At 57.2% G+C, this 11,540-nt stretch carries 13 protein-coding genes and 2 riboswitches; of the genes, 1 reads left to right on the top strand and 12 read right to left on the bottom strand.

What is annotated here, in order from left to right; genetic code table 11:
• The 3 genes from L0H14_RS09845 to L0H14_RS09855 all read right to left on the bottom strand — a co-directional run.
• Positions 1–914 (bottom strand): sensor histidine kinase (locus L0H14_RS09845; RefSeq protein ID WP_301421755.1); only part of this gene is annotated, 914 nt, incomplete at its 3' end.
• A 5-nt stretch (positions 915–919) separates the two neighbouring features.
• Positions 920–1,741 carry an ABC transporter permease gene (locus L0H14_RS09850; RefSeq protein ID WP_301419957.1) on the bottom strand — a complete coding sequence of 274 codons (822 nt, stop codon included), beginning with the start codon at positions 1,739–1,741 and terminating at the stop codon, positions 920–922.
• Positions 1,738–2,664: an ABC transporter ATP-binding protein gene (locus tag L0H14_RS09855; protein ID WP_301419955.1), complete on the bottom strand. Its 927-nt coding sequence runs from the start codon at positions 2,662–2,664 to the stop codon at positions 1,738–1,740. The genes L0H14_RS09850 and L0H14_RS09855 overlap by 4 nt, the downstream gene beginning before the upstream one ends.
• Before the next feature lie 133 nt (positions 2,665–2,797).
• Positions 2,798–2,891, top strand: a riboswitch (TPP riboswitch).
• Between L0H14_RS09855 and L0H14_RS09860 the strand changes: the two genes are divergently transcribed.
• Positions 2,882–4,507 (top strand): bifunctional hydroxymethylpyrimidine kinase/phosphomethylpyrimidine kinase, encoded by a 1,626-nt coding sequence (locus tag L0H14_RS09860; protein ID WP_301419477.1) that lies wholly within the window; start codon positions 2,882–2,884, stop codon positions 4,505–4,507. It overlaps the preceding riboswitch by 10 nt.
• A gap of 25 nt (positions 4,508–4,532) precedes the next feature.
• Here the strand turns inward: L0H14_RS09860 and L0H14_RS09865 are convergent, their stop codons facing one another.
• The 9 genes from L0H14_RS09865 to L0H14_RS09905 all read right to left on the bottom strand — a co-directional run bounded on the left by L0H14_RS09865 (position 4,533) and on the right by L0H14_RS09905 (position 11,397).
• Complete coding sequence (locus tag L0H14_RS09865; protein ID WP_301421756.1) at positions 4,533–5,168, bottom strand: thiamine phosphate synthase; 636 nt, start codon at positions 5,166–5,168, stop codon at positions 4,533–4,535.
• A 2-nt stretch (positions 5,169–5,170) separates the two neighbouring features.
• Positions 5,171–5,980 (bottom strand): hydroxyethylthiazole kinase, encoded by an 810-nt coding sequence (gene thiM / locus L0H14_RS09870; RefSeq protein WP_301419476.1) that lies wholly within the window; start codon positions 5,978–5,980, stop codon positions 5,171–5,173.
• The gene (locus tag L0H14_RS09875) at positions 5,980–7,317 is read right to left on the bottom strand and encodes an MFS transporter (RefSeq protein ID WP_301419475.1); all 1,338 of its coding nucleotides are present in this window, start codon (positions 7,315–7,317) and stop codon (positions 5,980–5,982) included. Before L0H14_RS09875 ends, thiM begins: the two co-directional genes overlap by 1 nt.
• Positions 7,318–7,414: 97 nt before the next feature.
• Positions 7,415–7,514, bottom strand: a riboswitch (TPP riboswitch).
• Positions 7,515–7,628: 114 nt separating this feature from the next.
• Complete coding sequence (locus L0H14_RS09880; protein ID WP_301419474.1) at positions 7,629–8,006, bottom strand: pyridoxamine 5'-phosphate oxidase family protein; 378 nt, start codon at positions 8,004–8,006, stop codon at positions 7,629–7,631.
• A gap of 88 nt (positions 8,007–8,094) precedes the next feature.
• Positions 8,095–8,439 carry a hypothetical protein gene (locus L0H14_RS09885; protein ID WP_301419473.1) on the bottom strand — a complete coding sequence of 115 codons (345 nt, stop codon included), beginning with the start codon at positions 8,437–8,439 and terminating at the stop codon, positions 8,095–8,097.
• Positions 8,408–9,598, bottom strand: coding sequence for an MFS transporter (locus tag L0H14_RS09890; protein WP_301419472.1), 1,191 nt, complete (start codon positions 9,596–9,598; stop codon positions 8,408–8,410). Before L0H14_RS09890 ends, L0H14_RS09885 begins: the two co-directional genes overlap by 32 nt.
• A 164-nt stretch (positions 9,599–9,762) precedes the next feature.
• The gene (locus tag L0H14_RS09895; protein ID WP_301419471.1) at positions 9,763–10,167 is read right to left on the bottom strand and encodes a cupin domain-containing protein; all 405 of its coding nucleotides are present in this window, start codon (positions 10,165–10,167) and stop codon (positions 9,763–9,765) included.
• 143 nt (positions 10,168–10,310) lie between these two features.
• The gene (locus L0H14_RS09900; RefSeq protein ID WP_301419470.1) at positions 10,311–10,694 is read right to left on the bottom strand and encodes a hypothetical protein; all 384 of its coding nucleotides are present in this window, start codon (positions 10,692–10,694) and stop codon (positions 10,311–10,313) included.
• 259 nt (positions 10,695–10,953) lie between these two features.
• Complete coding sequence (locus L0H14_RS09905; RefSeq protein WP_301419469.1) at positions 10,954–11,397, bottom strand: helix-turn-helix domain-containing protein; 444 nt, start codon at positions 11,395–11,397, stop codon at positions 10,954–10,956.
• Positions 11,398–11,540 lie beyond the last annotated feature (143 nt).

Here is an 11,540-nt window from a genome sequence, read left to right on the forward strand (position 1 = left end):
ACGGCCTCACGGATCACCCAGGCGAAGATCTGTTGCTGCACCAGCGTCAGCCGGGGGAGTGCCTCGGGACGGTGGAAGCTCAGCTCAGCTGCGGTGAGCGCGTTCGCGGCCTGGTCGAGTTGTTCGGCAAGATCCGGATGCTGTAGGTCGGTCACCGTGGCGCGGACTTCAGACAGCGATCGGCGGGCCAGGGTCTCGATATCGGCAAGTTCGGTTTTCGCGGCATTGACGTCGGTGGCCAGCAGACGTTGGGCCAGTTGCACTTTCACTGTGATCGTGGTCAGCGAGTGGCCGAGCACATCGTGGACGGTTGAGGCGAGTTCTTCGCGTTGCTGTGCAAGGCGCAACTGTTCGGCGCGTTCTTGCTGGGTAGCACTCATCTCGATACTGATGCGGATGAAGATCATGATGATCGCCGGCGACCCCACCGAGGCCAGGAACCAGTTGGCGTAGTCGTCAAAATTCGCTACGGCCACAACGCCCACCGCGGCGAAGAACAGGACGACGACGGCGGTAATGCCGGTGAATAAGCGATGGTTAAAGATCCACTGGGCCATCAAATACGGGACGATGTTGATGATCGCGGTTGGGGTGGCCTGCGCCGTAATAAGTCCCAGCACAATCAGCGCGGCCGTATAGATCAGTGTGCTGAGGTGTCGGCTGCGGTGCGGCAGGATGTCGGGGTGCAGGAACCCGCGCAGGTAGACCAGCGGGAAGGCTGCCAGTGCTGCCCAGGCGGCGACTTGAATCGGGATAGACGCAGTGGAGTCCAGCAGACCGATGACGGTCCAGGCCAGAAACGCCAGCCATACCCCCGAGACGAAAAGAATGGCTCGACGTTCCTGGCGGGTGGTGGGCGCCTCCGGTAGATAAGTGGCCTGACCAACGTTGGAGATTTTCCAGATGAGACTCATGGACGCTAACGGGAGGTTCGACGGCGGGAGGCAAACAGGCAGATGGCGCCGAAGATCGCAGTCCACGCCCCAACATTGACGAATAGCAACCAGATGGATTCGAATTGCACCTCGACACCTTCTTGCATGGGGATGAGCATACCCTCGGTTTGCGGCCAGCGCGCGAGCATCGCCGGGCCGTAGAGCGGTGTGAACTTGGCGATGTCCAGGAGCACTCCGCCCAACGGGATGAACAGGTTGCCGAAGAAGGCGAAGATCACCAGGAACCCGGAGGCCGCGCCGACCGCGGTTTCGGAACGGAAGAGCAGCGCAAACGCCAACCCATAGAGCGAGAACGGGATAGCGACCACCAGGCAGAGGGCGGCCGAGGACAACCAGTGGCCGAACGAATCGAACTGGGCGCCGGTGAACGCACCGACTATATAGACGATGACGATCGGGCTGATCGCCATCAACAGAGCCATCAGCATTTTTCCCACAATGTAGTTCGCCTCGGTGAGTCCGGTGAGGTTGAGCTGGCGGCCCCAGCCCATATTGCGTTCAACCGCTGCAGAACCTGCCATCGCTGTCGTGGCGATAACGGCACCGTACACAGCCATCGACGTCATCACATAGGCCGAAACGTTGCCGTAGCCAGCGGGGAGTTCGCCCTGATCCATGCCCACACCGAACATCAGGTACATGGCGGCGGGCAGTACGAGCACGAAGAACGTGGCATCCAGCATGCGGAAGTTGCGCCAGAACTCCCATCCGACAAAGCGCAACAGGATTTCAGTTTGGGATTTCTGGGCTCGGGTGTGCTGCGGGGTTGGGATCGTGGTGGTCATGATGTGACCTCCTGTCCGGTGGATTCGGTGAGCGAAAAGAAGGCTTCTTCGATGCCCGGTTGGACAATATTGAGGTGGCGAATCACCTTGGCGGCGAGCAGTTGTTCCGCAATGCGATCGGTATCCGGTGTGGCGATGCGGATCCGTTGCAGTTTGGCGTCGTAGTCGACTTGCTCCGGGGTCAGGCCCACGGTGGCCGCCCAATCGTATGGGTCGGTCGCAGAGATCCACTGGGCCGAGAGTTTTCGCTGCAGTCCGGCGGTCATGTCGTCGACACTGCCGTCGGCAATCACGCGGCCCTGCAACATCAGCACCACCCGGTCGGCATAGTCATCTGCTTCGCGCAGATAGTGGGTAGCGAAAACAATCGTGCGGCCGCGCTGGGCCTCGGCGTGCATCGTGTCCCAGAATTCTCGGCGGGCCGTGGCATCCAGCCCTGCCGTGGGTTCATCCAGGATCAGCAGCTGCGGATCGGTCAATAGCGCCAGTGCGAAGCGGAGCCGTTGCTTCTGGCCGCCAGAACACTTCTTGACCTTGCGGGTGGCAAAATCGCTGACGCCGGCCCGGCGCATCACATCGGCGACCGGGGCGTGACTGTAGTGGCAGGCGGCAATCATTTTGATGGTCTCCCCAACGGTGAGGTCATCTAATAACCCACCATCCTGCAGCACGGCACCGATGTGGCCGTTGCTGGCCGCACGTTTTGGGGTATCGCCGAAGGCACGAATGCTCCCGGCATTGGGGTCGGCGAAACCCAGCACCATATCGAGCAGGGTGGTTTTGCCGGCACCGTTTGGTCCGAGCAGGGCGAGCACTTCGCCTGGTCTGATTTCGAGGCTGACATCATCGACGGCGGTGATGTCGCCGAAGCGCTTGGTCACCGACTCGATGGCGATTGCTGGAACCGATACTGAAGTTTGCATAACTCCAGTGTTCCGTACCCGCGGTCAAAGCGGTACTGCTATGCATCACGTATTGGCCATGACAAATGTCATTGGTGTATTTATCAGGCCTCGTGCCTTAACGCAGTGGTGATCAAGCGTTGTGTTAGGGTGGGCGGCGGACACGGGGTGCGCCGAGATGCGCTGAGATAAAACCCGTGGAACCTGATCTAGCTCAAACTAGCGAAGGGATGTCCTCATGGCGTCTTCATATTCATTTGTACCCCGTGTGCTTTCGATTGCAGGCACCGATCCTTCCGGCGGTGCAGGTACCGCCGCCGATACGAAGTCCATTACTGCCGCAGGCGGCTACGCGATGAACGTTATAACGGCAGTCGTTGCGCAAAACACGGTGGGGGTCCGTGACATCCACTTCCCGCCCCGAACATCTTTGGAAGCGCAGCTCACAGCGGTGAGCGATGACGTGGTGATCGATGCTGTTAAAACCGGCATGCTGGGCAGCTTGGAAACTATCCAGACGGTCACCGAATGGATACAAACACAGCCGCCAAAGGTTTTGGTGGTTGATCCCGTGATGATCGCCACCAGTGGTGATCGGCTCTTAGACCGTGCGGCCGAAGAAGCGATGGTTGCCTTTTGTCAGCACGCTACCGTCGTCACCCCAAATATTGACGAACTGGCGCGGTTGACCGGACAGCCACGTGCAGATGACGAGGCCACAGCTATCGGCCAGGCCAGTCAGTGGGCGGCGGATACCGACGTGAGCGTCGTGGTTAAAACAGGACATCTGAACGAGAACCGGGTAACCAATACCTGGGTCTTTCCCAACGGGGAGATGATTCAAATACCATCTCAACGCATCCAAACCAGCAGTACCCATGGAACAGGATGTTCCTTGTCCGCTGCGCTCGCCACAAGGTTGGGAGCCGGCTACAGTCCGACCAACGCGCTGGCCTGGGCTACGGAGTGGTTGCACGAGGCAATTGCACACGGCGCAGAATTGCGGGTGGGTAACGGTCATGGCCCAGTAGATCATGCGCACCGCTCCAGGCGGTTACAAGCCGCCGGGATGGCAACCCCGTGGATGGCCGGATCGGACATTCCCGCAAGATTGGATTTCCCAGAAAACCTGGTCTTGAATCACGACCAGGACGAAACACAAGACCACGCACGGATTACCCCCGCAGTAGCACCAGCTGGACCCTGGACCCAAGCGTTATGGGAAGCAGGACAATCTATCACCCACGATATTTTGCAGTGTTCATTCGTTGAGCAGCTGGTAGACGGCAACCTGCAAGACCATGCATTTGCGTTTTATTTAGCTCAGGATGCGTTGTATCTCAACCAATATGCACGTGCTCTGGCCGCTTTGGCGGCCGCCTCCACAGACAACGCGGCACAAGTCTTTTGGGCAAACAGCTCTATCAATATTCTCACTGATGAGGCCGAACTGCACCGCAACTGGTTGACATCTGGTCAAGAAGATCCGGCCGGTCCGGTCACCAATGCCTACACCGATTTTTTGCTGTCTACTGTTCTGGGCAGTGACCTTGCCGTTGGTGCAGCAGCGGTGTTGCCCTGTTTCTGGTTATACGCTCAAACCGGGGCCTCGCTGCCAACAGTACCCAGTGACCACCCATATGCAGCCTGGTTGGAAACGTATCGTGGCGAGGGCTTCATCGCGGATACACAAGCCGCCCTGCAACAGGTAGAAAAAGAATTCGAAGCGGCCACCCCGCAAGTGCGGTCAGAAGCTGCGCGAGCATATTTGACGGCTTGCCGGCACGAACTGGAATTCTTCAGCCAGGCCTTGCGCATCCCTACAGCGTTCAAAGCACGGCACCCTATTCTGGAAGCTCGGTGAAGAGACAACACCATCCGTGTGCTGGTTAGAAAGCGGCCAACACGCGTTTCACCACAGCTGCTGGATCCGGTGCATGCATGATGCCGCGCACCAACGCGAGTCCAGCAACTCCAGTTTGAGCTAAGGCCTCAGCATCGTCTGCGGTGATGTCACCAATAGCTACGACAGGAAGTTGAGACGCCTCAACCAAAGCCGGATAACCGTCAACGCCCAGTGGTGGGCGGCCGGAATCCTTGGTGGGGGTCGTCCGGTAGGGCCCGGCGCCCAGGTAATCGATGACACCGATGTTCGTTTGAGCAGCCTGGATAAGTTCCAGCGTTCCGGTGGTGAGACCAATGATCGCATCCTGCCCAAGCAGGTCACGCGCCGCCGTGGCCGGTAGGTCATCCTGACCCAGATGCACCCCGGCCACCGGGGCGCCGGCGAGTCGAGCCGCATAGGCGATGTCAGCTCGGTCATCGATCAGCACCATAGTGTTTGGATTCGCGCGGTGCACTGCTTCAGCTACAGCGCAGGCCAACTCGAAAAGTTCTGCAGCCGTAGCTTCTTTTGCACGTACTTGGACCATGCCACATCCCGCAGCCGCAGCAACTGCCGCGGTGTGGACCGTTGCCCGGCTGGTTCCCGAAGTCACACAATAACAACGTAAATCCATGCTCATCCCTACTTACTCTCTTGATCCGGCAGGTCAGTTGCCTCAAGACACATCTCGGCCAGTTCATCTAACGCATCCAACAGGTGCATCTTAAAACTGCCGGGGCGCGAAGATCTTGTCACTGCCATTTCTCCCGCGGTGCCTAACCAGGATGCTGCGACGTGGGCGGCACTCATAGGCGATTTCTCAACTGCCAAACAGGCCGCGGTCAGCGCACCGAGCAGACAACCGGTACCGGTGATCCGAGATAGCATCGGAGTCCCGCCATCGAACTGGGCCTGCTGACGGCGCGAAACAATTAGGTCGGTCGCCCCGGAGACCGAGACAGTGCTTCCCGTAGCAACTGCCAGCTGATAGGCCGCCTCACTGGCTTCAGTAGGCGTGTGAGCAGTATCAGCGCCGCGTCCCGAAGCTGTTCCGTCAAGGGCCAGGATTTCTGACGGGTTCCCCCGAATCACCGTCGGTGCGTCAGCCACTAGTTCGCGCGCAAGCCGGGTGCGAACTGGGGCCACTCCCACCGCCGTCGGATCCAACACCCAAGGGATGCCACGTTCACGGGCGTTGGTAACACTGGCCGGAATGCCATGAACCGCATCGGTGGATAACGTTCCCAGATTGATCAGGAGCGCATCTGCAATGCCGGTCATGGAGGGTGCCTCGTTTGCTGTTTCGGTCATCACCGGTCGGGCCCCAGCTGCCAGCAGACCATCAGCAACCAAGTTCATGGACACCGCAGCGGTAATACAATGCACCAGTGGTTCGGAGTGGCGAACCATGGCGACAGTCTTCGGGGAGCTGATACCAGTAAACTTTTGCATTATTGGCTCCTGACAATGGTTTGCGGGATATGCGCCCCAGTGGTGTTGGACGAGATCGTCGCGACTTCTTCCAGGGGCGCTTGCACAGTGCTTGGAGCCAGCCGTGGCCCCAGCATTGCACCGGCGATCAATAGGACCGCACCAATGAGCAACATGCCAATGATCGCGGGTTGCTCACCCACGATCTGTTGCACAGCAGGCAAATAGAAGGGGTAGAGCGCCGGCAGAACCAATGAGATCGAGTATGCGCTACCATAACCCGCGGAACGCAGACTCGCGGGGAAAAGTTCCGAAAGATACGCCGCTACTGGCCCATAGGCGGCCACCGTGCTGATTTGTAATCCCGCGGCCAAAAAGTACATGGCGGTGGCCCCGGGCCCAGAAATAATAATCGTATACAGGAGTGGGCCGCCGAATAGCGCGATCACACCCCAAGTGACTAATAGTCGACGTCGGCCCCACACATCTGCCAGCACTCCGGCGACAACCATGAAAAGGGCTTGGAATACTGAGGCTACGCCCATTATTATGGCAGCGTGACCTTCCATCAACCCGGCACCAATCAACTGTGATGGCAGGATTAATACTGTCACTTGAGTCAGTAACCAGAGCCCCGTCATCATCACGAAAGCTGACCAAAAACGTCGAGCATAGGACCCGGTCAGCAAGTTCATCAACGGCTCTGCAGCAGATTTCGTCGGCACGTGCTGATCCACGACGTGGCGCCAATAGTAAATGAACATCCCAACTGAGGCTAGCGCCGCTGCGCCGAATAGTACCCGCCAGCCCCACTGAGCGTAGGTATCAGTGCCGAGGAAAGCCAATAAGCCAGCGGTTCCAAAAGCAACTGAGCCTTGAGCCCAGGGTGCCATCGACAATATGGCTCCAGAAGCAGTGGAACGTCGGTTTGCTGGCGACCATTCCATGGCCAGTGGGATGGCGGCAGAGTATTCACCAGCGACAAATACGCCGCCGATAAAACGTAGCATCAAGAGGAACACCATCGTCCAGATACCGAGGACTTCGTAGCCTGGCATGACGGCTATTAAACCCGTACACAGTGCGGTTCCAGCAATGGCCCATCGGGTGGTAACGGTTCGGCCCAATCGGTCTGACAGTCTGCCAAAGACAAGTCCGCCGACCGGTCGTCCCAATAACATGGCCACGACCACCATTGCGCCAGAACCGAGATGGGCTCCTGGGCCAGCCAACGTTGGGAGCGCCGGAATCAGCGCGAGTGCGGGAAGAAAAACATGCAGGTTATCAACCCAATTACCTACGACCCCGGCCTTGAGCGCTGAACGGCCAGCCGGTGGCAGTTGTCGTTTTTGTGTCATCAAGCTCTCCTGACAGTGTTGAGGAACTGAACAGGACGAACGGAGAACTGACTTGTGGGCACCAGCAGAGCATTTGATGTGCATGCATAGTGCAAGTTTGAACCCATCACGGCATTCCTTCGCTAGTCCTAACTAGAGCAGGTTCACCGGGTGTAATCTCAGCGTTAACGTTGTCTAACGCACCCCGTGCCTTCGTTTCCCGAGGCTACCACAGGCTCGGGGGGCTGCTTTCGGTTATACCGACACCTTGCTAGATAGATGGGTTAGGGCCGTCGCAGAGTCCACCTTTGGCCAGAACGACCGGGAGCCGTCTAGACCGGACGGAACGTTGAGACCTTGTCGACGTGGACGAGCACACTGCAGATTTGGGCTGACTTTCCGCGATCAGCGCGAGCCTGGACCCGGTCGGTGAAGATGTCACCGGCGTCAAGGATTTCTGTGCGCCCGGTGAACCGGTAGCCGTTCTTCCAGGCGCGGTCCACAACGGCAATCATGACGGAGGAGCCTTCTTGAATGTTGTTCAGGGTCGTGCCACCGGTGGTCTCATCGAACACCAGAGCTGTGTGGTCGTAGACACCGATCGAACCTTTCGGACCAACATTCGGTACGCCATCCGGGCTGGTGGTGGCAATAAACGCCAGTTGTTCCTTCAGTACTTCGGCCATGTGGTCGGTGATTTCTACGCTCATTATCAGTCCTTGAGGTGGAGGTTGTGGTTCCAAAACCAGTCAACCTCACAGCTACACTACTGACAAGCCGGCTGCCTTAGTGGCTGAATCAGGGGTCGGTCAGCTCATTCGACGCGGGCTCGAGGTCTTGGCGCGGCGAACGATTCGCTTCAACGTCCAAACCTCGCATGGTTAGTAAGACCAACGGGGCGATCAGCATGAAGATGCCCACGCCGACGTAGATGGCCTGTGGTGTCCAGCCGATGTCGGTCAGACTGCCGGTGATGGTTGGAGCGATAATCGCGCCGATGCGTCCCAGCCCAATGCCAATGCCAACACCTGTGGAGCGGATGGTGGTTGGATATGACTGGGGCGTGAGCGTATAGAGGCCAGCAATACAGTGCTGTAGGTCAGGGCCTGCTTCAGCCTTGAGAAACGTCGGGAAGTCGGGCACTTGCTACCACACCCAGGATGCCCAAGAGTGCTAAGAACAGCAACGCCCAGCTGATGTGCACCAGTGCCAGCAAGGAGCTCAGACCGCCCACGAGCAATAAGATGAAGCCCATTGCCGAGTTGGACACGGCGACATAGATGGTGCGTTGATCTCCTTGGGCCATGTCGACCACGTAGGTCTTTCTGCCAATGCGGACACCTGTGTGCATGAGCGTCACTGCAAAATAGGCTGTTACGAACAGGAGGTTTCCGAGCCAGGTATCAATAACGACTCCCGGTACGACAGTCACTACAACGGTGGTGATAATGATCGCCGAAGCGACACCAGCACCAAGGCTCATCAGTTTTTTGCTGGAGCGGTCAGCAAATCGTCCAAAAAGCCGGCCGCCGATCAACGCTGCAAGTCCCGAAGCAATGATGAACCCACCCAGTCCCGTGAGACTTGAAGCCCCTGATTGGGCCGATAAGGTGACCAAGAACGGTGGACTCAATGACGAAACGAGTAGGAGGCTGCGGACTGTCACAAAGTGTCGAAACGGTAAGTCTTCTCGCAGCAGAGTCACCATCTGCCTTAACCAGTTGTTGGAGTCAGGTTCCGTTTTCTCGACTGGGCCGGGCCGGCCTGAAGCCTCACCGGCAGGCTCACGAATACCGGCATACACTGCAGCAACCGCGATCCATAAGACGACGCCCAGGACCAGCAGCCAGAGGAGCTGTTCTACCGAAAGATCATTTCCTCCCACGATCCGGATGATAAGCCCAAGGGTGACGGCGACAAGACCGGCAGCCGTGGCGGCTAAGCCGTTGACCTGCCCCCGTTGCCCTTTTGGCACGGTGCGGCCCTGGACGTCTTTGGACGAGATAGAACACAAGCAGCGCCCCAACGCGAACACCGCCAAGGCTGCCACAATAAGCACCCCTGCGGTCAGTCCCTCTGCCAATGCGGCGGTGGATACCATCGCAGCAACAGCAATCGCTTGGATAAAGGCGCCTGCCACGAAAACCCATTTGCGGTATCGCACCCGAAGGATCAATGGGGTCAGGAATGCCTGCGGCAGCATAGAGCCGGCTTCGCGAATTGGCACAAGCAGGCCCGTCAGCGCCGGTGGGACACCTAATGCAGCAAAGAGCCAGGGCAGAACCGTGGAAGCGTTGACCACCTGGTCTCCGAGGACTGCAAAGAATTCGCCAACACGAGGCGAAGCCCATTGGGGGCTATGGCGCCGCGGCTTTCGGCGGGTAGTTGCTGTTCTGCTTCGGGGTCGCGATGGACAAGGGCGGAATACAAGCGTTCAGTCGTAGTCACGCTCGGAGACGGTGTGACCTAGTGGTCCTGGTCTGCTTGTGTTTCGTGGATGGTGCCGTGCGCGTGATGCGGCGGGGCGTAGAGGCTATAGATCTTCATGGGCTCATCACCGATGTTGGTGACGTTGTGCCACATACCTTTGGGTACCAGGATGATCCAGTCATCGGACACTTCTTCGTCGAAAGTGAACTCATCTTTCGAGGGCCCCATCTGGACGCGGCCGCGTCCCTGCTCCAGGCGCAGGAACTGATCGGTATCATTGTGTACTTCCAGCCCTACATCTCCGCCGACTGGGATCGACATCAACGTTAGCTGAATTTTCTCGCCGGTCCACGACGCGGTGCGAAAGTTCTCATTCGCTAACGTTGCGTCCTCGATGTTGACGACATAGGGGTTTGGGCCATGATCAATATATTTAGTCATATTTGGATCCTATCGACCATCCAATAGTCAAACCAGGATGGGTAGGCTAGCCTTACAGCCAGTCCCAGACCAGCTACTCCCAAGTCTCACAGCGGGTATACCGGACGTACTGAAGCCTTCGCAGGCTTGAGCTCGAGGTCGTTCTATATTTCGCTCATGAGCGCCATTCTTTGCAACGCGCTACGAACTATCTCAGCGAATTCTGTGCAGTCTGCACGGCGCAGTGCTTCATCGAGTTGCTGGTGCTTCGGGTTCTTCGACCAGTACGCTATCTGTTCTTTGATGATCGGATAAAGCATCTTCGGTGGCGCTGATTTTGTCACCAGCACGAAAAAATCGTCCGGACAGATAATGTCGTAGTGCACGTTTTCGGTAGTAGTGATGTCTCGTGGATCATCATCGGTTAGGAGCAGATCCGCCTGACAATGCGTCGCAGCAGCATGAATGTGATAATCACCCTCGTCGGTGCCGGTAAACGTCAGGTCATGTGGAAAAGTGTCCAGCACTTCATCAACGAACATTCGCATTAGTTCCACTCGACGGCGGACGATATGTCCTGGCAGGCGCGGGTGCTTTTTTGCATGTTTAATGCCACTTCAGCAAAGACGTCTTCGGTGGCGTGCAGTTGGAACATAGTGTTGTTTTCCTGCTTTAAAGGGAAAAGCCAATCCATGAGTGTTTTGCTGTAGAAGACATTGGTATCAACAAAAAAGCGTTGGGGCATCCTGTAAGCTCAGGTGACCCAACGCGCTAAATAGCTGATACGGCTTGCACTGTGATCATGGGTTAGTCCTCAAACATTTCGTCAAGCTCAGCATCCAGGGTACGCAATTCAGTGAAGGCATCCCGCTGAGCTTGTACTCGCTGTTTCTTCAGGGCAAGAACATCATCACGTCTGAAGCGTGAGTGCGACCCAACTTTGTACGAGTCGATTTTTCCTTCTTGCGCCCACTTCATTAGCGTTGGCCGAGATACACCTATGGCGTCCGCAGCAACAGTGGTAGTCAGCTCATCAGGCATCTTTCCAATGGATACCTCGCCGCTACCAGCAAGGGCCTTCAATGTATTGATCAAAACTTCCTGTAAATGGGCAGGAAAAACTTGCTCACTACCATCAGCATGGCGAAGGACCAAAGAAGAATTCTGAAGATCTTCTTTACCGGCTTCGCGCGCCTCTTTAAGAGTTTCATTCCCGATGGTGATTCGTTCTGGTGTGGCGGTTGCCATCATCCCTCCTTGAATCCTGGGTACCGCGATCCGCGCGGTACAACTCATCTCAGAATATCTCTCTTGCACTTATAAGTGTAATCCCTGAATTTCGTGCCCTACTTATCTGAGCCGCCCAAGCTAGCAAAGTGTCCAAGTGGGTATAC

This window comes from Yaniella sp. (assembly GCF_030453185.1).
GTDB lineage: Bacteria > Actinomycetota > Actinomycetes > Actinomycetales > Micrococcaceae > Yaniella.

What these genes read in the sequence shown, in the direction of transcription:
- L0H14_RS09850 (WP_301419957.1), bottom strand. Translation starts at nt 1,741, where the DNA reads ATGACCACCACGATCCCAACCCCGCAGCACACCCGAGCCCAGAAATCC.
- L0H14_RS09855 (WP_301419955.1), bottom strand. Translation starts at nt 2,664, where the DNA reads ATGCAAACTTCAGTATCGGTTCCAGCAATCGCCATCGAGTCGGTGACC.
- L0H14_RS09860 (WP_301419477.1), top strand. Translation starts at nt 2,882, where the DNA reads ATGGCGTCTTCATATTCATTTGTACCCCGTGTGCTTTCGATTGCAGGC.
- L0H14_RS09865 (WP_301421756.1), bottom strand. Translation starts at nt 5,168, where the DNA reads ATGAGCATGGATTTACGTTGTTATTGTGTGACTTCGGGAACCAGCCGG.
- thiM (WP_301419476.1), bottom strand. Translation starts at nt 5,980, where the DNA reads ATGCAAAAGTTTACTGGTATCAGCTCCCCGAAGACTGTCGCCATGGTT.
- L0H14_RS09875 (WP_301419475.1), bottom strand. Translation starts at nt 7,317, where the DNA reads ATGACACAAAAACGACAACTGCCACCGGCTGGCCGTTCAGCGCTCAAG.
- L0H14_RS09880 (WP_301419474.1), bottom strand. Translation starts at nt 8,006, where the DNA reads ATGAGCGTAGAAATCACCGACCACATGGCCGAAGTACTGAAGGAACAA.
- L0H14_RS09895 (WP_301419471.1), bottom strand. Translation starts at nt 10,167, where the DNA reads ATGACTAAATATATTGATCATGGCCCAAACCCCTATGTCGTCAACATC.
- L0H14_RS09900 (WP_301419470.1), bottom strand. Translation starts at nt 10,694, where the DNA reads ATGCGAATGTTCGTTGATGAAGTGCTGGACACTTTTCCACATGACCTG.
- L0H14_RS09905 (WP_301419469.1), bottom strand. Translation starts at nt 11,397, where the DNA reads ATGATGGCAACCGCCACACCAGAACGAATCACCATCGGGAATGAAACT.